We start from the raw sequence: 21,116 nt of genomic DNA, 5'->3' as shown, positions 1-21,116 counted from the left end.
TTACATGTTACGGGATATAAAGAATCTGCCCTTCTTCAATCGTCTGCTCAGATAAACGATTATGCAATAGCAGTTCTCTCGGACTCATTTGATAGCGATCTGCAATCAAATCAATCGTCTCTTCCCTTTGTACGATACAAAGTCGAACTTTACTGAATGGCGTTTTCTCAGATGTTCCGCCGAGAAAAAGACTTTTCCACTCGACCTCTTCATTTACTGCATGATCATTATTCACTTCACGAGCTTGCTGCTGCTCTTCCTGAACCTGTTGCTCCAAATCTCTTAGTGTTCTCGCACGACTAGAACTCAATATTGACGATAATCCAACATGGTCTTGCTTAGAAGTTGTGGGTTCTTTTTTGCTTCCTAAAGCAATTTTCATTTCCACTTTCTCATCAGTTTCTTTAAGCTGATCAGCTTCCGGTATTCCAGTCACTAGAATTGAATCCTCTTCTAACAATCCACCTTCTATTGAATCCAATGACGGCTCTCGTTCTCCATTGTTGTCGTTCATAACATGCTCATCAGGAAGACTGTTTTGCGTAGGTGATGAGAGTTCCTGGTCATCCTCAGATTTAATTTGCCACACATTTGAGTGATCTTTAAGACGAGCAAGATCTTCCTCATCTATATGTAGCGCCGATATGTTAGCTTGAGAACCCTCCAAATCAACGGATTCACTTAACTCTAGCAATTCATTCTGCACTTGATCCTCATAGGCTATATCTTTATCCAATGGTCTAGATGAAGACCCTTGAAACACATCCCAATCCGGAGCATGTACAACCGTGAATTCTTCGGCATTCCAGGCTGATATGTCTTCTCCCGGTGATTCAACCCCCTGCAATGACAGCACTCCTGTAATGTTAAGGCTTCTCTTGGATAACAAATCGATGTCGAAGTTCTCAATCTCCACAGCAATCTCGTTCAAGGATGATACACGGTTAAGAGGCACAGTAATTTCAACGGGAATATAGTGCTCAAGCCGTTGTGTACCCTCCTCTTCACCCTCTCCCCTGTATAAACCTGTTAGTAATAAGTGCCCCCGGAGTGTAGCTTCCTCATCCTGATTAATCACCTGAATATGCGGTAACAATTCAACCTCTTCAAGTTCCGCAATTCCAGCCACTTCTTCTGATAATTGAATGCGTTCATAAATATCAAAGCGCAAACCATAGGACTGGTCAAACACAGGTAACGTCCTCCTTTTCAGCATATTCTAACCATGAGTCGACTCATGGCATGAGCCCATTATTCTTAACTCACTATATTTATATGCTCAAGCAGAAACGGCTATGCCGTCCTTTTTCAAAGAGTTTACGCTTCCGATGCTAGCGATACTTCGTATCACTTTAAGGCATCCGTCTCTGCCGAAATATAAGAAATGGAGTATCAAGAATCAATTTCATAATTACGCAACCCGATTTAGCTGCATCGGCGATTATGAAATTGATTCAAGTGAAACTTCTACTCCCTTATATTTAGAAAAAGGAACACATGCATTTTTTTAAGATTATCCTTTGGTCATAGCTTGCAAATTAATCCGAAGATTAAGCAAATCCTCCGGCCACGGATCCACTATTTCTATAAATTCACCCGTAAACGGATGGGTGAAACATAACTTCTCCCCATGCAGTGCTTGTCGATGAATCAAGGCATCACTTCCACCATAAAGTGTATCCCCTAGCAATGGATATCCTAAATGGCTTAAATGAACACGTATTTGATGCGTGCGACCTGTATCTAATTCAAGATAAATGAGACTCGCGCCTCTATACACCTCTTCCACACGTACATGTGTGCGTGCAGATTGCCCTGTAGGGGAGACACGACGGCGCTGAGCATGGTGACGATCCTTCCCAATGGGCAGATCAATCACCGATAGATTGGAAGCGACAGTGCCTTCAACGAAAGCGATATATTTTCGCTCAATTTGTTTTCCACGCATGTCTTCATCTAATTTCAATTGAGCCCATTCATTCTTAGCATAGAGCACAGGTCCTGACGTGTGCTGATCAAGTCTATGAATATGTCTAACGGCAACCTGCTCACCCATTCCTTCATAGTGCGCAGCAACAATGTGATCCAGTGTTACCTCGCCCTCCCGCCCGTCCGGATGTATCGTCATTCCTGCTGGTTTATGAACAACTAAACAGAAATCATCCTCATAGAGAATATCAAGTTCCTGCCATAGCGAACCAATACCATGGGAACGTGATGGAAAAAGAGCCAACCTAAGCTTATCTCCATTCCATTGAATCCCTTTCTCATGCTTAAGGCGACGCAACAACTTCTCAGGCATTCCGACAGAATTCAACAACCATGCAAGCGCCTCCGCCTCACGGTTATCTGAATCACGGATAGCTTTGCCAGGAATAAGTTCTAGCCATTCTCCACGGCGACTCCAACTGCCTAGATAGCTCATAGATTCTTAAGGGCTTTATAGTTAGCTTCAATACTATGATCAATATCCTCGATACTATGTGCTGCCGAAACGAACATTCCCTCGAACTGTGATGGAGCAACGCTCACACCATGGTTAAGTAAACCTGCAAAATAACGTCGGAATGTGTCTGAATTACTATTCTTTGCTGTATCAAAGTTAATGACCGGTGCATCAGTAAAAAATGGACATACCATAGATCCCACGCGATTGATCGTAACAGGAACACCGAGTTCTTGAGCATTCCGCTCAAATCCAGCTTGTAGACGTGCAGCGCGCTCCTCTAATTGCTTGTAGACTTCCGGCGTGAGTAACTTAAGTGTCGTGTATCCGGCTGCCATCGCCAACGGATTCCCACTAAGGGTGCCTGCTTGATAGATCGGTCCAGAAGGAGATATCTGCTCCATAAATTCACGTTTGCCACCGTACGCACCTACTGGAAGTCCACCACCAATCACTTTCCCGAGGCAAGTTAAATCTGGTGTTATACCATATAATCCTTGTGCACAATTTAAGTCCACTCGGAATCCAGTCATGACCTCATCAAAAATAAGTAAACTTCCATATTGGGTCGTTAGATCACGTAAACCTTGTAGAAACCCTGGAAGTGGCGGTACAACACCCATATTCCCAGCTATAGGTTCGACAATGATACAAGCAAGTTCTTCACCGAAGCGCTCAAAAGCTATTTTGACAGATTCAAGATCATTATAAGGAACCGTAATCGTGTTCACTGCAACACTTTCTGGTACTCCTGGGCTATCAGGTAAGCCTAATGTAGCTACTCCTGATCCCGCTTTGATCAGAAGGCTATCTGCATGTCCATGATACGAACCTTCAAATTTCAAAATTTTACTTCTGCCCGTAATACCACGCGCTAGACGAATAGCACTCATCGTAGCTTCTGTTCCCGAATTGACCATCCGCACAATTTCAATAGATGGAACACGTTCACAGACAAGCTTCGCCATCTCCGTCTCAATTAAAGTCGGAGCCCCGAAGCTTGTCCCCCGCAAAGCTGTTTCTCGAATAGCTGAAATAACCTCTGGATGAGCATGTCCCATAATCAGCGGTCCCCAAGAGCAGATATAATCAATAAATGTATTTCCGTCGATATCAAAAATACGGGAACCTTCCCCACGTTCGACGTATATTGGAGTCAATCCGACTCCTTTAAATGCACGAACAGGGCTATTAACTCCCCCTGGAATAACCTGCTTAGCTTCTTCAAATGCCGCTCTAGAAGCCTCTTCTTTGCGCTTGCCAGACAATTGAGTCATTCTCGACACTCCTATCCTTCTATTTTCCTGCGATCCAACCAGCTACATCTTTTGCGAAATAAGTAATAATGATATCTGCACCAGCTCGTTTCATACCCGTAAGCATTTCCTGAACAATGGCTTTCTCATTAATCCAACCTTGCTGTGCAGCAGCTTTAACCATGGAATATTCTCCGCTAACATTATATGCAACCAGTGGAAGATCGAATTGATCCTTAATCATTCGCATAATATCCAAATATGCCAGGGCTGGCTTCACCATAAGCATATCAGCACCTTCAAGCACATCAGATTCTGCTTCTCTAAGCGCTTCTCTGGCATTGGCAGGGTCCATTTGATAAGTCTTACGGTCACCAAATTGAGGTGCAGAGTCTGCTGCTTCACGGAAAGGTCCATAGAATGCAGAAGCATATTTCACCGAATAGGACATAATGGGAATGTTCTGATATCCCTCTTCATCAAGTCCTTCACGAATTGCTCGTACAAATCCATCCATCATATTAGATGGTGCGATGATATCCGCTCCTGCTTTCGCTTGAGATACTGCGGTCTTGACAAGCAATACGAGTGACTCGTCATTAAGCACATCTCCACAAATATGACCTTCATGTTCAAACGTATGTACCATCCCACAATGCCCATGATCCGTAAATTCGCATAAACAAGTATCCGCAATAACTAACAATTCAGGATACCAACCTTTAATAAGACGCGTTGCCTCTTGTACGATGCCATCATCTGCAAATCCTGATGATCCAATGCTATCCTTCGTTTCCGGTATCCCAAACAATAACACTGCTGGAATGCCCAAAGCTACAATATCGTCCACTTCACTCTTCAACATGTCGAGCGAGAAATGGTACACGCCTGGCATGGAGGAAATCTCCTTCTTCACATTTGTACCATATGCAACGAAGATAGGCTGCACCAAATCCTGCACATTTAGAACAGTCTCCCGTACCATACTCCGAATAGCAGCAGACTGTCGTAAGCGGCGATGCCGCACTAATGGAAAATTCATGGTTGTAACCTCCTATAAGTTTTTAAGCATACACTTCAAGATTTACTTCGAAAAAACTCGCATCGGAAGCGTAAACTTATTTCTGTTGCATGACCGCTACGGTGACGGATTATTCTTACGATCGCAGTTGCCCTCGGATTTCTTGATTGTATACCACCTATATGTGGTAGAAATCCGATTCATAAGCATATGCTTTCGAAGTAGCTTTCCTATGGAAAGCTTGTAGGCGAGCGCTATCGCTTCTTCAGAACAATTCCGTCCCCTCCGCAAGGTTCTTCACGATCTTTTTTTTCAGTTCTGCACTGCGTTCCAACGGCATAAAGATTGAACCACGCTCTCAATCGTCGCTTCTTCCGCAATCATCCCTACAGTTAATCCCGCTTCCTTTGCGGTCATAGCTGTAATTTCCCCAATACAGAAGGTTTCAACACCTTCCAATTGCTTGACAGGATCTTGAATCCCCATCCGCTTCATGATGGTTAGGAGATTCGTCACGGTTGAGGAACTAGTGAACGTAATGGCATGAATACTGCCCTCATCAAACATTCTTAACAGTTCGCTATCATCTTCGCCCGTTATAACCGTATGATATGTAACCGTATCGGTCACTTCAAGCCCCATCTCCATAAGCTTCTCAGGAAGCCACTTTCTACCTTTATCTCCTCGTGGTAGCAGAACCTTCTGTCCTGCCTTCAACTGTGCCCCCAACATCTCCACCATTCCCTCTGCTTGGAATACTTCTGGAAGTTGCTCAGGGATGATACCATGTGACATCAAGGCTTCTGCAGTAGCCGGTCCAACAGCTACCACTTTTGCACGATATAATGAACGGACATCTCGTCCATGTTCCTGTAAATGCATAAAGAAGAATTCTACTCCATTCACGCTGGTGAAGAAGATCCAATCATACTCCTCTAATTTAGCAAATGACGATTGTATATCTAGTATTTCCTTCGAGTCTGTCGGTCTCACTATATCAATAACTGGAAACTCATATGGTTCGCCACCAAGCTCCTCAATTCTGTTAGCCAACCCGCTCGCTTGGGAACGAGCACGGGTTACAAGAATACGTTTGCCGAAAAGTGGCATATATTCTGCCCACATTAATTTCTCACGCTGTAGTACCACATCACCTACAACAATTACAGCGGGAGGCTGAAAGTCAGCAGCTTTTACTTTATCCTCAATATCTGCAAGCGTCCCAGTCAATGTTTCCTGTTCCGCACGAGTTCCCCAACGTACGAGCGCTACAGGAGTGCTAGCAAGACGACCGTGTGTGATCAATTGCTCACTTATGTACCCTATCTTAGCAACACCCATCATAAAGATAAGGGTTCCCGTAGCATTCGCTAACTTATCCCATTGTATCTTTACATCAAGCTTGTCCGGACTTTCATGACCCGTAATAATCGAAAGTGAAGAAGACAAATCACGATGAGTCACCGGAATACCTGCATAAGCCGGAACACTTATCGCGGAAGTTATTCCCGGAACGATCTCATAACGGATACCATGCTTCCACAGTAGTTCTGCTTCCTCGCTAACACGACCAAAGATAGTTGGGTCTCCACCTTTTAACCTAGTCACTGTCTTACCTTCCAAAGCCAAGTCCACTAACAGCTGATTAATATCTTCCTGTTTCATCGTATGTCTGTCTGGAAGTTTGCCAACGTATACCTTCTCGGCCCCAGGTTTCATCGATTGTAGCAAACGTGGATTTGCCAAACGATCATACACAACTACGTCTGCTTTTTTGATACATTCCAAGCCTTTGACAGTAATTAAACCAGCATCTCCTGGTCCTGCCCCCACCAAATATACTTTACCAGATGTTAACGACATCCCTTCATCCCCTTACTTGCGCCAATATATTCTCCGCTCCCTGAGCAATTAACTTGTTTGCTACTTCAAGACCAAGCTTCTCGGGGTCAGTACCCGTCACCATTTCTTTCAAAATGACATCCCCCTCTGGAGAACCAACCATACCTGTTAATTGTATAACTTTAGAACCTGTTTGAGTATCATCCACCCATATCGCATGAGCCCCAATCGGAACCTGGCAGCCACCATTTAATACACCTAGAAATTTACGCTCTGCTGCTACTGTCATCGAAGTGTCTTTATCATTATACAGAGCAAGAAGTTTACGAACTCCCTCATCATCTACACGACATTCAATACCTAGTGCACCTTGCCCAACAGCAGGCAGACAGACATCTACCGAAATATAAGATGTAATTCTATCTTCCCAGCCCATACGTTTCAAACCCGCTACTGCTAGTAGAATGGCCTGGAATTCACCTTCCTCAAGCTTCCGGAGTCGCGAGTCAATATTACCGCGAATAGGCTCTAACTGCAGATCTGGACGATATGCCTTCAGTTGACTTGAACGCCGTAAACTACTCGTCCCAACCTTAGCGCCATGTGGTAGTTGATCTAAATCCAATCCATCCAAGGAGATAAGACAATCGCGTGCATCAGCCCGAACTGGCACAGCGGCATTCATTAGACCTTCCGGTAACTCTGAGGGCATATCCTTCATACTATGTACGGCCATATCGATCTCTCCGTCAAGCATCGCCTGCTCAATCTCCTTAACGAACAACCCTTTACCACCAACCTTTGAAAGAGTCACATCGAGAATTCGATCCCCTTTTGTAACAATCTTTTTAACCTCAAATTTAAAATCAAACCCATGCTCATCACTAATTTTCTGCAACGCCTGAATAACTTGTCCCGTTTGCGTTAAAGCAAGTGCACTTTGTCTACTACCTACTATAATCGTTCGCATTTCTTATTCCCCCTTATTTTCCATAATCCACATTTGTATTTCTGCTTGACTCCACTCCTTATAGGTACCCTGTCGAATATCCCCCAGAATAGAGCATTGCGCTAATTTTCTAAATAACTTACCACGTTGCTCAAGTGATGCAACTCCTTTTTTTATTTCTGAACGCATATGGTACAGGAAATCAAGATATAGCTCGTACTCTTCACCATACTGCTCGGCTAAAGTATTGCTTATACTCCTGGCTATTGTGGGACCCGCACCTAAAGTTGATACAGCAATGGTTAGTCGTCCGCGCTTCATGACAGCTGGAGTGATAAATGTACCTAACTCTGCATTGCTCGCTACATTAACTGGAATCGCCATTTCTTTGGCTTCCTCCGCTATTGTTCTATTCAGATCTTCTTGATTTGTTGTAGCATGAACAATCCAATGTCCCGCAGTATCACCATCAGAGAAACCTCTTTGTTTCCATTGAATACGACCCTCTTTATATAATACAAATAATTCATGCGTAAGCTCTGGACTAATCACGGTTACATTCGCTCGTGCTTCAAGGAGTGCCTTAATCTTTCTCTCCGCGATCATTCCCCCACCCACAACAAGACAGCGCCGATCTTCACACTCTAGCATGATGGGGATATATCCCGCCATTGATCCACTCACACTCCTGTCCACCAATGAAATTTAGACCACGAATTCAGAAGAAGATTTATAATAATAACGGCATATCCGATTAATGCCCACTTTGATATCACTACACCGGAATTTTTCTTAGCCCTTCTTTTAACAAAATACAATATAAAAATACTCAATCCCATGAAAGTGGTCACTACCTTAGAATCCAACAGCAATTCTAAACGCCCTTCGGCAACAATGGACAGCACAGCCACGATTAGTGATACAGATAGAAGTGGTAGGCCCGTTACCATGCCATAGTAAGAGTATTTGTCCATCATTTCAAGACTCGGTAGTCGTCTAACTGTGTCATTCCATTTCTTGTCTTTTAATTTCTTATGCAAAAATAGATACATCACTGCAAATACAGCAGCAACTGTAAACGATACTACACTTAGATTTGCCAAAATAATATGAAATACTAACAACCCATGTACACCTTGCCAATTACTCATAGGATCATTACTGAAATCGAACCACAAGTGATTAAGCACAAAAACACAAAAGCCAATCACACTTAACAAAAGAACAGCAAATTCAGACTTTTTCAAAAAGCACATCACTAATGATGCTATGACAAGAATGAATGCAAACATGAATAAGAAATCATATAGGGTGAAAATTGGAGCAATACGATCCTCCCACATCCGAATTCCAAGGATCGTTAATTGAGATACAAATACAACAACAAGAAGCCCTGTGCCTGTCCACTTCGCTCTCAAATTGCGTCGAATGCAATCAGAGAAAAAGAACAAAAGGCTCAGGGCATAAATATAAATGCCTGCATCATAAATTCTACTTAATAATAACATCTTATCTCACCCACCTCTACAGGCTGGCCGGCATCAAAGATGCCTTAGAAAGAGATGATTTGATCTCCGTAGAAGATTTACTGCTTGTACCCACCAATACATGCTGTGTTCCAACCATCATACCATCATCTCTAGTGTCATTCAGCTGATTCTCTAAAGCGAATATCTGTGTAAAGACATCCAGGGAGTCCTCACCATTCTTCTCACCAGTCAATTCCTTAATTCGATTAATCGGATCATGCAACATCTGGTTCACGATACTTTTAGTTAAACGACGGATCACTTTCCGTTGATGTTCATCCAGTTCAGGTAGTTTATTGAATAAACTTTCCATCGTTTCTTCGTGAATTACATTGGACTTTTCTTGTAAAGCTCGAATAACAGGTCTCACTCCAAGCGTCTTCAACCACTGATTAAACACAATGATCTCTTCCTCAATCATGATCTCAATCTTAGTTGCTTCCGTTCGACGCATTTCAAGATTACTCTGTACTATCCCTTCTAAATCATCGATATCATACAGGAATACATTATGAATATCACCAATAATAGGATCTATATCCCTTGGCACAGCAATATCAATAATAAACAATGGCCGTGATTGACGACGCTTCATACTCTCCTTCACTTGCGCAGAAGTTAATACATATTCTTCGGCACCTGTGGAGCTAATTAGAATATCCACTTCATCTAAGCGCGCAATTGCCATATCTAAAGTACATGGTGTGCCATTAAACTTCTTAGCTAATTCTTCAGCACGTGACAACGTGCGGTTGGCAACAATAACTTCGGCCGCTCCATTTCCATACAAATGCTTCACAGTTAATTCACTCATCTTACCCGCGCCGAGGATCAATACTTTCTTATCTGTAAACAATCCGAAAATCCGTTTACCTAGTTCAACTGCGGCATAACTAATGGATACCGCGCTCTCTCCAATAGTCGTCTCAGTGTGCACTCTTTTGCCTAGGGTAACTGCCTGCTTAAATAGCATATTGAACCAAGTTCCAGTTGCATTATTCCTTTGTGACTCTAGGAATGCACTACGAACTTGACCTAAAATTTGCGTCTCTCCTAGCACCATAGAATCCAGGCTACATGTCACGCGTAGCAAATGAGATATTGCTTGTTCATCTTCATATATATATATGTGCTTCGTGAATTCCTCACGAGAAATACCGAACCACTGTTCCATGAAACCTCGTATGAAATAACCGCACATATGTAGACGATCCACGACTACATAAATTTCTGTCCGATTACAAGTTGCAACAATGACACCTTCCAAAACCGTTTTGGTATGCTTTAATTGGTCTAGAGCTTCCGGTAAATCCTTATCTGCGAATGTGAACTTTTCTCTCACTTCCACAGGCGCTGTCCGATAATTTAATCCTACAACGACGATATGCATATATAAAGTCACCTACCCCAAATAATTTAAATATCTCCGAACTATATAGAGTTTGTTCAAAAAATAAGCTTTTGGAACTCGCAGTTATATCATAATTCATTTATGTTAATTATATCACATTAATTAAAATCTCCATGACGATTTATTGACATGTTTATGAACCTGTATCGTAATGATTGAACTTTCACTTTGAAATAAGATCATCTAACTGCTTACTTAGTTTGCTCAATTGCTCAGCTTGTACTGAATTCACCTGATGGTTACTATTAACAATAATGCTATAAATCGGTATTAAGTCAGTAAATTTAGAACTGAAATCAACTAATAACTCACGTTCCTGCTGATTAATCGAACGATCTCCAGCAATCTGCCAGCCTGTTATCATATTAACCAATTCATCAATGGCTGGCAAATATTCTATCTCTTTCTTACCAAAAGCCCTAACCATCCGTTCATGTCCGAAGTTAGCTGAATAAGCTGCCAATTTCACTCGATCTAGCTCTTTCGTATTATTCATATGAGTAGCCTCCATCAAGGAGGAATTCAATATTTCCATTTGAAAATAAACAACTTCATAAAGCATCTGGGATGCATCCACTTTCACCTCATTGGGCTTTAATAATTGATAGCCCTGATACAACAAACTCCCAACTAACAGTAGTAATACACAAGTGAATATAATGTCTTTGTACTTTCTTCGACGCAACTATACCGCCCCCTTATCACATTTATAGCTATGTAACATTGTATGGGAGTGTGAAAAAACAAATAACCACGGACCTCCATGGTTATTTGTCAAATAAAAACGACTATGATCTCCTTATTCAAGGAGATCACGCTTCCGATGCTAGCGATGCTACCGTATCACTTTAAGGCACCCATTTCAGCGAAAATATAAAATTATTACACTTCAGTTAGTGCTTCATCCTCATCATCTTCTTCAGTAGCACTCATATTAGCTTTAATAATACTCCACAGTTCATCTTTGCCTAAGCCTGTATCAGATGAAAATAAGACTAGCGGATGATCGATCCGTAAACCCAAACTTTCCTTCATCTGTTTAATCTGCTTGGCCCATCGGCTACGAGGAATCTTGTCAGCCTTCGTTGCTACAACACAGACAGGAATATCATAATGTGACACCCAATCATACATAATCATATCATCCTTGGAAGGCGGATGCCGCAGATCTACTACAAGTAGCAACAACTTCAATGTCACTCTTTCCAGTAAATACTTCTCGATCATGTTTCCCCATGCAAGTCGCTGCGACTTAGATACTTTGGCAAATCCATATCCAGGAAAGTCAACCAAATACAATTCATCATTAACGACATAATAGTTTAATTGCTGAGTCTTACCAGGAGTTGAGCTCGTTCTAGCTAAATTCTTACGATTAATCATGCGGTTAATTAATGATGACTTACCCACATTCGAGCGACCTGCCAGAGCAATCTCTGGCAAGCCATCGCCCGGGTATTGATCAGGCCCAACGGCACCAATCACGAACTCGGATTTGGTTACTTTCATAGTTATAATCCCTCTCTAGTGCACTCCCTTACGTTCCACAAGCGCATGTTGCAGAACCTGATCCATATGAGACACAGGAATAAATTCCACTTCATTCTTTATGCTGTCCGGAATCTCACTTAAATCCCGTTCATTATCTTTAGGGAGCAAAATTTTCTTATAGCCTGCACGATGGGCAGCTAGTGATTTCTCTTTCAGTCCTCCAATTGGTAGTACACGTCCACGCAGCGTGATCTCACCTGTCATAGCCACATCCTTGGAGACAAATCTCTTACTCAAAGCCGAAACCAATGCAGTAGCAATCGTAATCCCTGCCGATGGTCCATCTTTAGGAATGGCACCTTCAGGAATATGGATATGAATATCATTCTTCTCATGGAAGTCAGAATCGATTCCTAGCACTTCGGATTGGGAACGAGTATAACTAAAGGCGGCCTGTGCAGACTCCTTCATCACGTCACCCAATTGACCTGTTAATATTAGTTTACCTGAACCTGGCACGACTGTCACTTCAATCATTAACGTCTCTCCGCCTACTTCGGTCCATGCAAGTCCCGTTACCGTTCCAATCTGATCCTCAAGATCAGCTACACCATAACGGAATTTAGCAATTCCAAGGTTCTCCTTAATATCTACAGGGGTAATGATAATGGTCAAATCCTGTTGTGAAACAATCTTTCTAGCAGCCTTACGACACAAAGAAGCAATCTGTTGCTCTAAATTCCGAACGCCTGATTCACGCGTATACTCACGAATCACTTTCAATAAGGCATCCTCATCGACCTGTAGTTGATCAGGTTCCAAGCCATGTTCACGCTTTTGCTTCGGCAACAGATAACGATTGGCAATCTGAAGCTTCTCAAGTTCTGTATAACCCGGAATATGGAGTATTTCCATCCGATCCAAAAGAGGTCTTGGAATGTTATGAATAGCGTTGGCTGTCGTAACAAACATCACCTTAGATAAGTCAAATGGTACCTCGATGAAATGATCACTAAATGTATTGTTCTGTTCTGGATCAAGCACTTCAAGTAAAGCCGACGAAGGATCACCTCTGAAATCAGATGCCATTTTATCTATTTCATCTAATAGAAACACCGGATTCATCGAGCCCGCAGATTTCATCCCCTGAATGATACGACCTGGCATGGCTCCTACATACGTGCGACGGTGTCCACGAATTTCGGCTTCATCTCGTACACCTCCGAGCGATATGCGTACGAATTTCCGTTCAAGTGATCGGGCTATTGAACGTGCAAGTGATGTTTTACCAACACCTGGAGGTCCAACAAGACACAGTATCGGCCCCTTCATTTGCTTAACAAGCTTTTGTACTGCCAAGTACTCCAGAACGCGTTCTTTCGGTTTATCAAGACCATAATGATCCTCATTCAGAATATCTTCTGCTTTCTGGAGATCTAGATCATATTCCGTTTCATTAGACCAAGGCAGGGCGAGTAACCAATCAACATAATTACGGATGACTCCACCTTCTGCTGAACTTGAAGGCATCTTTTCAAGCCGATCGATCTCTTTCTCAATTTTTTCTTTTACTTGTTCGGGAAGTTCCTTTCCATCCATCTGCTCACGAAGCTCATCCACTTCGTTCGCCCGACCTTCCTTCTCGCCTAATTCCTTTTGAATAGCCTTCATCTGTTCACGGAGGTAATATTCTTTTTGCGTTTTCTCCATTTGTTTCTTAACTCGCTGACCAATCTTTCGCTCCAATTCAAGCACTTCACGCTCGTTATTAAGAATATCTAGAAGCTTCTCAAGCCGTTCTCGAATATCAACAGTCTCTAATATCTCTTGTTTATCCTTAATCTTCAAAGTCAAATGACTGGTAATCACATCTGATAGTCGGCCTGGTTCCTCAATGTCCGAAACAGCGGCTAACGTCTCTGGAGTAACCTTCTTTGACAAATTAATATAATATTCAAATTGACTAAGAACTGTACGCATTAAAGCATCAATCTCTGGATCATCAATCTCTAATTCTGGAAGTACACGGGCAATAACCTCGTAATACTCTTCATTATCTGTATACTGAAGAACCTCCGCTCGCTCCACACCTTCAACTAGCACACGAATGGTTCCGTTTGGAAGTTTCAACATTTGTCTCACTTTCGCTACTGTACCGATTCTAAATATATCCTCTTGCTCCGGTTCTTCAATGTTCACTTCAGACTGAGAACAAAGGAGAATTAAATTATCTTCTATCATCGCTTTCTCCAATGCTTTGACCGATTTCTCACGACCCACGTCAAGATGAAGCACCATACTTGGGTATACAAGAAGTCCTCTCAAAGGCAGCAAAGGAAAACGACGACCTTTCGATTTAATAGACCCCATCGCTTTCACACCTCCAGTTGCTCTTTTTACGCATATGCATTTTTATATTTTAACAAAAGAATGGCTGAAACACCAATATAACGCGGTTTCTAAATGCTACTCGAATCTGTCACTTGACCTTGTGTAACAGATTTCGCCTGAAGGAGAGATGATGATATTCCAGTGTATACATCCGGGAACTCAGACAGTGTCGTTTCTTGTAGATGATTCACCAGTTCCTTACCAAACACATGATGGAATACTTCCTGAATGTGATCAACTGGGATAACTTGTAACCCATTAAGATCTGCAAACAGAGCCTGCCAGTTGTCTTTAGGTATGATGACTGTTGTTGCTCCAGCTTGAAATGCTGCCTCAACCTTGGCAATAACACCACCAACAGGCTTCACCTTACCGTGAATGCTAATCTCTCCAGTCATCGCTATCTTGTGATCAATCGGTATATTCTTTACTGCTGACACGATTGCCGTTGCCATCGCAATACCAGCAGATGGACCATCAATCGGAGTTCCACCAGGAAAGTTAATATGCAAATCGTAATCACTGGCGTTAAGCCCCATTAAACGAAGAACTGTGAGGACATTCTCTATTGAGCCTTTCGCCATGCTTTTCCTGCGAATCGTCCGAGCTCCACCGCCAATCTCTTCCTCTTCCACCACACCTGTTATATTGATTTTCCCTTGACCCTTTGAACTTATAGAAGCAGATACTTCAATTTCAAGTAATGTTCCTAGATTTGATCCATACACAGCAAGTCCATTAACTACTCCAACCTGTGAATGCGTTGGTATTTTACGTTCAGGCCGAGGTTGGAGTTGGCTGCTATTAGCTACCCACTCCACATCTGTTGCCTCTAATGAGTCTCTCTTTTCAGTCCATGCTAAACCAGCTGCGAGCTGAATGATATTGACAGCTTCTCTTCCATTGGTAGCATACTTCTTCACCACTTCTACAGCCGAAGGACATGGTTTAAGACCTATTTTTGCAATAGCATCTTCTGCAATCATGCCGATTTCATCGGGCAGTAGCGGTCGAAAGTATATTTCCATACAGCGGGACCGGAGCGCAGGTGGAATTTCTTCCGAGGAACGAGTCGTCGCACCAACGAGACGGAAATCAGCAGGTAAGCCATTCTGAAAAATATCATGGATATAAGCAGGCGTATTATTATCTTCAGAGTTATAATATGCACTTTCCAAGAGAACCTTGCGATCTTCAAGTACCTTTAATAGTTTATTTAATTGGATCGAATGTAATTCACCAATCTCATCAATAAATAGAATTCCACCATGCGCTTTCGTCACAGCTCCGGGTTTAGGTTGCGGAATACCCGCAACTCCCATTGAGCCGGCCCCTTGATATATCGGATCGTGAACAGATCCAATGAGAGGGTCTGCTATTCCTCTCTCATCAAATCGAGCAGTGGTTGCATCAATTTCCGTAAATTTCGCTTCACTTTTAAAAGGTGAAGTCGGATTTTTTTTAGCTTCCTGCAATACAACCCTGGCTGCCGCTGTCTTCCCCACTCCTGGAGGCCCATAAATAATGACATGCTGAGGATTATCACTACATAGCGCTGCTTTTAAAGCACGTAATCCTTCCTTTTGTCCTACAATATCATCAATCGATTGTGGTCGGGTTTTCTCTGAAAGAGGTTTGGTAAGTGATATAGAACGTAGTTTCCGTAACTTATCTAATTCTTTCCTCGACTCCCTATCGATTGCTGTTCGGTTTGTCTTCTGACCCCGTAGCAAAGTCCAGAAGTAAATCCCGATAATGACACCAAAGAACAATTGAATCACCATAAATATCATACTTAAATTCATAGTTTCCCTCCCATTTCTATAACTCCCATTAGGCTAATACTTGGTAGTATAGCCTTTTCCTCATTCAATAAACGCACTTATTGTGATTTTCGGCTGGAAATATGTCTAAAGGACTTTCACATGGTTAGATTTAGATGACTTGAATGTATCGTTACTGTCATGGTTAGGAAGTAATGTCTATAGGCTACATCCGCTCTTATCTGTCAAAAAAGCTACAGGCCGATAACTTACGGCCTGTAGCTTTTGTACTTACACTATAATTAGGATTGATGCTGATGATTGCGACCTGGTATTTCTCCAGTAGCTTCATACACTTCAACGATATGATCAATTTCTTTCTTCAATTCATTAACTAGCTCAGCTTCAGGTACCTTACGGATCATCTCTCCGTAGCGGAAAAGCATCCCTTCTCCACGTGCACCAGCAATACCAATATCCGCTTCACGCGCTTCGCCTGGGCCATTCACAGCACAACCAAGTACGGATACCTTAATAGGTACTTTTAAATTAGATATATACTCCTCTACTTCATTAGCAATAGAGAATAAGTCAATATCCAATCTTCCACAAGTTGGACAAGAGATCAATGTTGGAGCATTCGAGATCAGACCAAATGCCTTTAGAATCTCACGTGCTACTTTCACCTCTTCGACAGGGTCCGCACTAAGCGAAATCCGTAGGGTGTTACCGATCCCCATAGAGAGTAGAGCACCAATACCTGCCGAACTCTTAATTGTACCCGAGAACAACGTTCCTGCTTCCGTGATCCCTAGATGCAATGGATATGGGATAACTTCAGCGGCCTTGCGATAAGCCTCGAGAGCCATAGGTACATCCGATGCTTTTAAAGAAACGATAATATCATGAAAGTCCAACTCTTCCAGTATTCCTATATGAAAAAGTGCACTCTCAACCATAGCATCAGGTGTCGGATAACCATATTTCTCAAGCAAATGATTCTCAAGTGAACCAGCATTAACCCCAATTCGTATAGGTATTCCCTTCGCTTTACAGGCTTTTACGACTTCTTCTACCTTGGAGCGACGTCCGATATTACCAGGATTAATGCGCACTTTATCAATGCCGTTCTCAATAGCAGCTAAAGCTAATCTATAATCGAAATGAATATCCGCAACTAATGGGATATGAATCTGTTTCTTTATTTCTTTGATTGCAGCAGCGGCCTCCTCATTATTAACGGTAACCCGCACCATTTGGCAACCCGCTTCTTCTAAACGTAATATTTCAGCCACTGTTGCTTCCACATCTGCCGTCTTCGTCGTACACATGCTTTGAATGATCACATCGTTATTTCCACCTATGATCAGGTCTCCAACTTTAACAGAACGTGTGTCTTTTCTTGAAAACATAGTTAGCCTCTCCCTTTAACGCTAAAACTCCACCCCTTGCCCCGACGTCAATAGCTGCACGTACAGGGCTGGAAGTGGAACTTCGGCAATCTATCTACATAAGCCCTATGGTATTCACAACCCTTTAGGCACTCTCTTCTTGATTCTTGCTAACCTTAGTGCTGGCACTTAATTCAGGAACTACTTTCTCTTGAACTACCTGCTCGGTGATAACGCAATCTTCGATGTCGTCGCGAGACGGAACCTCGAACATCACATCAAGCATAATGCCTTCAATGATTGCTCTTAAACCACGAGCACCCGTATTACGTTTAATGGCTTCCTTGGCAATAGCCACCAACGCTGCAGGTTCGAATTCCAGATTCACATTATCCATTTCCAACAGTTTTTGATACTGTTTAGTCAATGCATTCTTCGGTTCAGTAAGAATCCGAACTAATGTGTTCTCATCTAGAGGCTCCAAACTTGAAATGATAGGTAGGCGCCCTACAAATTCAGGTATTAGACCAAATTTCAACAGATCCTCTGGTAGAACCATAGATAGATACTCACCAGGATTCAGATCTTTCTGAGCTTCTCCACCGCCGTTAAATCCGATTACCTTCTTACCGATACGACGTTTGATTAATTGCTCCAACCCGTCGAAAGCACCACCGCAGATAAACAATACATTTGTAGTATCAATCTGAATGAATTCTTGATGAGGATGTTTACGTCCCCCTTGAGGCGGAACAGATGCAACAGTTCCCTCAAGAATTTTAAGAAGGGCTTGCTGCACCCCTTCACCCGATACATCGCGTGTAATCGATGGATTCTCCGACTTGCGAGCCACTTTATCGATCTCATCAATATAGATGATGCCACGTTCCGCTTTCTCCACGTCATAATCAGCTGCTTGTATAAGCTTCAATAGAATATTCTCAACATCCTCACCCACATAGCCAGCCTCAGTTAATGATGTCGCATCTGCAATTGCAAAAGGTACGTTAAGAATTTTGGCCATCGTTTGAGCTAGCAATGTCTTACCTGATCCAGTAGGACCCAACAAGAGGATATTACTCTTAGATAACTCTACGTCATCAATCTTACTTTGTGTATTAATTCGTTTGTAATGGTTATAGACCGCAACAGACAATGATTTCTTAGCTTGATTCTGCCCAATAATATATTGATCGAGAATATCGCAAATATCTTTAGGCTTCGGGATATCTTTCAAATCCACTTCTTCCTCATGCCCTAGCTCTTCCTCTACAATCTCAGTACACAACTCGATGCACTCATCACATATATAAACGCCAGGACCTGCAACTAATTTACGCACCTGTTCCTGAGTTTTACCACAGAAAGAACATTTAAGTTGCCCTTTCTCATCATTAAACTTAAACATATTACCACCCCTTAAGATTTGTTCGGTGAAGATAGTACTTTGTCAATAAGTCCATAAGACACTGCTTCTTCAGCGCTCATGAAGAAATCACGATCCGTATCCATCTCGATTTTGTCAAGAGGTTGACCGGTTCGTTCTACATATATTTGATTAAGCTTTTCTCTTGTCTTCAAGATCCAATCCGCATGAATCCGTATATCTGATGCCTGCCCTGAAATACCTCCCAAAGGCTGATGAATCATCACTTCGCTATTACTCAGCGCAAATCTCTTACCTTTCGCTCCCGCGGTCAATAGCAAAGATCCCATACTTGCCGCCATACCCACGCAAATCGTAGATACATCTGGCTTTATGAATTGCATTGTATCATATATCCCCATTCCCGCTGTGACAGAACCACCTGGTGAGTTAATATATAGACTAATATCCTTCTCTGGGTCCTCAGCAGTTAGAAATAACAGCTGTGCTATGACAAGATTGGCAACATCATCGTCAATGGCAGTACTCAGAAAAATAATGCGATCCTTAAGCAATCTGGAGTAAATATCAGAAGAACGTTCTCCACGACTGGTTTGTTCAACAACCATAGGTACGAGACTCATTTGACCAACCTCTTTTCCTTTTAAAAATACAATTTCATATCTCATCAATATTTTAACATGTTAGAAGCGCGATGTCATTTTTTCAACATACGCAATAAGTATGCAACATAATCCCTTTAAATAAGTATGTATCAAGCAAACACGGCTATACCGTCCTTTTTTTTAAAACAAACCCAATTTTCACATGTATTATCCATTTTTTGGTCAGTTTAGGTAAAAATGAGGCGCGTCAAAAAAACGCACCTCATCAACCACTATAATAATTTTCTTATTTGTCTTCTTCTGGAGTTTCATCTTCAACTTCTACAGGAGCAACTTCCTTACTGTTAGACAGTAGGAAATCAACTGTTTTGCGTAGAGAAATCTCTTCACGTAGACTGTTCAATGATCCATTAGCTTCTAGAACACTACGTAGTTCTTCAGGAGAGCGCTTGTATGATTCAGACAATGTAGCCAATTCACTCGTAACGTCTTCTTCGGTAACTTCAATCTTCTCATCCTTAGCAACTTGCTCAAGTACGAGATTGTTACGAACACGTTTCTCTGCATCAACTTTCATTTGCTCTTGAAGATCAGACTTAGTCTGACCTGAGAAGCTTAAGAACATCTCAAGATCCATACCTTGTGAACGAAGACGATTATCGAAATCAGTCATCATATTCTGAACTTCACTTGAAATCATCGATTGTGGAATATCAACTTCTGCTAATTCAGCAACTTTATCCACTACAAGACCTTCACGAACACCTTTCGCTTCTTGGTCTTTACGTGATTCTAGTTGTGTCTTCAAGTCTACCTTGTACTCATCCAATGTTTCGAATTCACTTACATCTTTAGCGAATTCATCGTCCAATTCAGGAAGTTGTTTGCGCTTGATTTCGTGAACTTTCACTTTGAAGACAGCTAGCTTACCAGCCAATTCTTCTACTTGGTAAGTTTCAGGGAATGTTACTTCAACGTCTTTCTGATCGCCAGTAGCCAATCCTATAACTTGTTCTTCAAAGCCTGGAATGAACGAACCGCTTCCCAGTTCCAAAGAATGACGCTCAGCTTGTCCACCTTCAAAAGGAACACCGTCAACGGAACCATCAAAATCAATGATTGTGATGTCACCATTCTCAGCAGTACCCTCTTCAATAATAACTAGCTCTGCATGACGTCCTTGTAAGCGAACTAATTCTTCGTTCAGTTCATCTTCAGTAACTTCAACTTTTTGTGTTGGTACTTCTACGCCTTTGTATTGACCTAAAGTTACTTCTGGTTTAACAGTAACTTTAGCTTTGAACTTAAATACTTCACCTTTAGCAAATTGATCAATATCAATTTCTGGGCGATCTACCGGGAAGATATCCGTTTCGTCTACCGCTTGTGTGTACACTTCTGGAAGCAAAATATCAATAGCATCTTGATACAAGCTTTCTACTCCATAACGTGCTTCAAAGACAGAACGCGGTACTTTTCCTTTACGGAATCCAGGTACATTAGCTTTCTTAGATACTTTCATAAAAGCTTTATCAAGCGCCTCAGTTACACGCTCTGTTTCTACTTCAACTTCAAGAACCCCAAGGTTCTTCTCTATTTTTTCCCAAGTTGCTTTCATTTTATGCCTTCCCCTC

General features: G+C 42.0%; 17 protein-coding genes. All 17 read right to left on the bottom strand.

All coding sequences use genetic code 11. The features are described from left to right. Positions 1 to 7 precede the first annotated feature (7 nt). A complete protein-coding gene (locus tag AC1TO8_RS10910; RefSeq protein ID WP_482055623.1) occupies positions 8 to 1,192 on the bottom strand; it encodes a LysM peptidoglycan-binding domain-containing protein in 1,185 nt (394 codons plus the stop codon). 321 nt (positions 1,193 to 1,513) lie between these two features. Further along, entirely contained in the window at positions 1,514 to 2,425 is a 912-nt protein-coding gene (locus tag AC1TO8_RS10905; RefSeq protein WP_482055622.1) for an RluA family pseudouridine synthase, read from the bottom strand. Next, on the bottom strand, positions 2,422 to 3,723 hold the full coding sequence (gene hemL, locus AC1TO8_RS10900) for a glutamate-1-semialdehyde 2,1-aminomutase (RefSeq protein WP_482055621.1): 1,302 nt from the start codon (positions 3,721 to 3,723) through the stop codon (positions 2,422 to 2,424). The genes AC1TO8_RS10905 and hemL overlap by 4 nt, the downstream gene beginning before the upstream one ends. Positions 3,724 to 3,742: 19 nt before the next feature. Continuing rightward, entirely contained in the window at positions 3,743 to 4,744 is a 1,002-nt protein-coding gene (gene hemB, locus AC1TO8_RS10895) for a porphobilinogen synthase (protein ID WP_482055620.1), read from the bottom strand. Positions 4,745 to 5,035: 291 nt separating this feature from the next. After that, on the bottom strand, positions 5,036 to 6,586 hold the full coding sequence (gene cobA / locus AC1TO8_RS10890) for a uroporphyrinogen-III C-methyltransferase (protein ID WP_482055619.1): 1,551 nt from the start codon (positions 6,584 to 6,586) through the stop codon (positions 5,036 to 5,038). 4 nt (positions 6,587 to 6,590) lie between these two features. Next, positions 6,591 to 7,535 (bottom strand): hydroxymethylbilane synthase, encoded by a 945-nt coding sequence (gene hemC / locus AC1TO8_RS10885; protein ID WP_482055618.1) that lies wholly within the window; start codon positions 7,533 to 7,535, stop codon positions 6,591 to 6,593. A gap of 3 nt (positions 7,536 to 7,538) precedes the next feature. Then, positions 7,539 to 8,198 carry a precorrin-2 dehydrogenase/sirohydrochlorin ferrochelatase family protein gene (locus tag AC1TO8_RS10880; RefSeq protein WP_482055617.1) on the bottom strand — a complete coding sequence of 220 codons (660 nt, stop codon included), beginning with the start codon at positions 8,196 to 8,198 and terminating at the stop codon, positions 7,539 to 7,541. Further along, entirely contained in the window at positions 8,195 to 9,022 is an 828-nt protein-coding gene (ccsA, locus tag AC1TO8_RS10875) for a cytochrome c biogenesis protein CcsA (RefSeq protein ID WP_482055616.1), read from the bottom strand. The genes AC1TO8_RS10880 and ccsA overlap by 4 nt, the downstream gene beginning before the upstream one ends. 16 nt (positions 9,023 to 9,038) lie before the next feature. After that, entirely contained in the window at positions 9,039 to 10,433 is a 1,395-nt protein-coding gene (hemA, locus tag AC1TO8_RS10870) for a glutamyl-tRNA reductase (RefSeq protein ID WP_482055615.1), read from the bottom strand. A 184-nt stretch (positions 10,434 to 10,617) separates the two neighbouring features. After that, positions 10,618 to 11,139 carry a hypothetical protein gene (locus AC1TO8_RS10865; protein ID WP_482055614.1) on the bottom strand — a complete coding sequence of 174 codons (522 nt, stop codon included), beginning with the start codon at positions 11,137 to 11,139 and terminating at the stop codon, positions 10,618 to 10,620. A 197-nt stretch (positions 11,140 to 11,336) separates the two neighbouring features. Next, entirely contained in the window at positions 11,337 to 11,963 is a 627-nt protein-coding gene (gene yihA / locus AC1TO8_RS10860) for a ribosome biogenesis GTP-binding protein YihA/YsxC (RefSeq protein ID WP_482055613.1), read from the bottom strand. Positions 11,964 to 11,978: 15 nt separating this feature from the next. Further along, positions 11,979 to 14,315 carry an endopeptidase La gene (gene lon / locus AC1TO8_RS10855; RefSeq protein WP_482055612.1) on the bottom strand — a complete coding sequence of 779 codons (2,337 nt, stop codon included), beginning with the start codon at positions 14,313 to 14,315 and terminating at the stop codon, positions 11,979 to 11,981. 89 nt (positions 14,316 to 14,404) lie between these two features. Continuing rightward, a complete protein-coding gene (lonB, locus tag AC1TO8_RS10850) occupies positions 14,405 to 16,141 on the bottom strand; it encodes an ATP-dependent protease LonB (RefSeq protein WP_482055611.1) in 1,737 nt (578 codons plus the stop codon). Positions 16,142 to 16,401: 260 nt separating this feature from the next. After that, entirely contained in the window at positions 16,402 to 17,511 is a 1,110-nt protein-coding gene (ispG, locus tag AC1TO8_RS10845) for a flavodoxin-dependent (E)-4-hydroxy-3-methylbut-2-enyl-diphosphate synthase (protein ID WP_482055610.1), read from the bottom strand. 124 nt (positions 17,512 to 17,635) lie between these two features. Then, on the bottom strand, positions 17,636 to 18,898 hold the full coding sequence (gene clpX / locus AC1TO8_RS10840) for an ATP-dependent protease ATP-binding subunit ClpX (RefSeq protein WP_482055609.1): 1,263 nt from the start codon (positions 18,896 to 18,898) through the stop codon (positions 17,636 to 17,638). A gap of 11 nt (positions 18,899 to 18,909) precedes the next feature. Beyond that, positions 18,910 to 19,500, bottom strand: a complete 591-nt coding sequence (gene clpP / locus AC1TO8_RS10835; protein WP_482055679.1) for an ATP-dependent Clp endopeptidase proteolytic subunit ClpP — start codon at positions 19,498 to 19,500, stop codon at positions 18,910 to 18,912. 268 nt (positions 19,501 to 19,768) lie between these two features. Continuing rightward, the gene (gene tig, locus AC1TO8_RS10830) at positions 19,769 to 21,100 is read right to left on the bottom strand and encodes a trigger factor (protein ID WP_482055608.1); all 1,332 of its coding nucleotides are present in this window, start codon (positions 21,098 to 21,100) and stop codon (positions 19,769 to 19,771) included. Positions 21,101 to 21,116: the final 16 nt, after the last annotated feature.

It is taken from the genome of Paenibacillus sp. Y859, assembly GCF_056786405.1.
The sequence above is the reverse complement of the archived record's forward strand: the minus strand, read 5'-3'. Positions and strand labels throughout refer to the sequence as shown.

Excerpts from the sequence above, each read along its gene's own strand:
- ispG (WP_482055610.1), bottom strand. The coding sequence starts at position 17,511 with ATGTTTTCAAGAAAAGACACACGTTCTGTTAAAGTTGGAGACCTGATC.
- clpP (WP_482055679.1), bottom strand. The coding sequence starts at position 19,500 with ATGAGTCTCGTACCTATGGTTGTTGAACAAACCAGTCGTGGAGAACGT.
- hemA (WP_482055615.1), bottom strand. The coding sequence starts at position 10,433 with ATGCATATCGTCGTTGTAGGATTAAATTATCGGACAGCGCCTGTGGAA.
- yihA (WP_482055613.1), bottom strand. The coding sequence starts at position 11,963 with ATGAAAGTAACCAAATCCGAGTTCGTGATTGGTGCCGTTGGGCCTGAT.
- AC1TO8_RS10905 (WP_482055622.1), bottom strand. The coding sequence starts at position 2,425 with ATGAGCTATCTAGGCAGTTGGAGTCGCCGTGGAGAATGGCTAGAACTT.
- hemC (WP_482055618.1), bottom strand. The coding sequence starts at position 7,535 with ATGCGAACGATTATAGTAGGTAGTAGACAAAGTGCACTTGCTTTAACG.
- cobA (WP_482055619.1), bottom strand. The coding sequence starts at position 6,586 with ATGTCGTTAACATCTGGTAAAGTATATTTGGTGGGGGCAGGACCAGGA.
- hemB (WP_482055620.1), bottom strand. The coding sequence starts at position 4,744 with ATGAATTTTCCATTAGTGCGGCATCGCCGCTTACGACAGTCTGCTGCT.
- ccsA (WP_482055616.1), bottom strand. The coding sequence starts at position 9,022 with ATGTTATTATTAAGTAGAATTTATGATGCAGGCATTTATATTTATGCC.
- tig (WP_482055608.1), bottom strand. The coding sequence starts at position 21,100 with ATGAAAGCAACTTGGGAAAAAATAGAGAAGAACCTTGGGGTTCTTGAA.
- lon (WP_482055612.1), bottom strand. The coding sequence starts at position 14,315 with ATGGGGTCTATTAAATCGAAAGGTCGTCGTTTTCCTTTGCTGCCTTTG.
- hemL (WP_482055621.1), bottom strand. The coding sequence starts at position 3,723 with ATGACTCAATTGTCTGGCAAGCGCAAAGAAGAGGCTTCTAGAGCGGCA.
- lonB (WP_482055611.1), bottom strand. The coding sequence starts at position 16,141 with ATGAATTTAAGTATGATATTTATGGTGATTCAATTGTTCTTTGGTGTC.
- clpX (WP_482055609.1), bottom strand. The coding sequence starts at position 18,898 with ATGTTTAAGTTTAATGATGAGAAAGGGCAACTTAAATGTTCTTTCTGT.